Source organism: Paraburkholderia sp. SIMBA_054 (assembly GCF_046534875.1).
GTDB classification, from domain to species: Bacteria; Pseudomonadota; Gammaproteobacteria; order Burkholderiales; family Burkholderiaceae; genus Paraburkholderia; species Paraburkholderia hospita.
In genome coordinates this window covers 1-259 of record NZ_JAWRXV010001093.1, presented here as the reverse complement: position 1 = coordinate 259, position 259 = coordinate 1, and the positions used below count along the sequence as shown (strand labels likewise).

Below are 259 nucleotides of genomic sequence, written 5' to 3'. Positions count from 1 at the left end.
AATTTAGCGACCGGATTGGCGACCTGGTTCGCGAGCGGAACCGCGGTGCGCGTGCACGACGTGCCGCCTGGGCACGAGAAGTAATTGCTGTACGTCCCAGCCGTGGACGCGTTCGCGCAGGTCGAGCCGCAATCGTAAAGCGCGGTGCCGATGCCGATGATGCCGTTCGCGCCGAGATCGTTCGCCGTGTTCTCCGCCGAGCCGCTGCCGCAACCCGCCGACGGCGTCGTGCTCGCGGGCTTGTCGCCGATGATCTGCA

General features: G+C 66.8%; 1 protein-coding gene. It reads right to left on the bottom strand.

The genetic code is table 11. The annotated features are described in order from the left end of the window. Nucleotides 1-259 (bottom strand): DUF3443 family protein (locus SB822_RS58535; protein ID WP_410859301.1); only part of this gene is annotated, 259 nt, incomplete at both ends.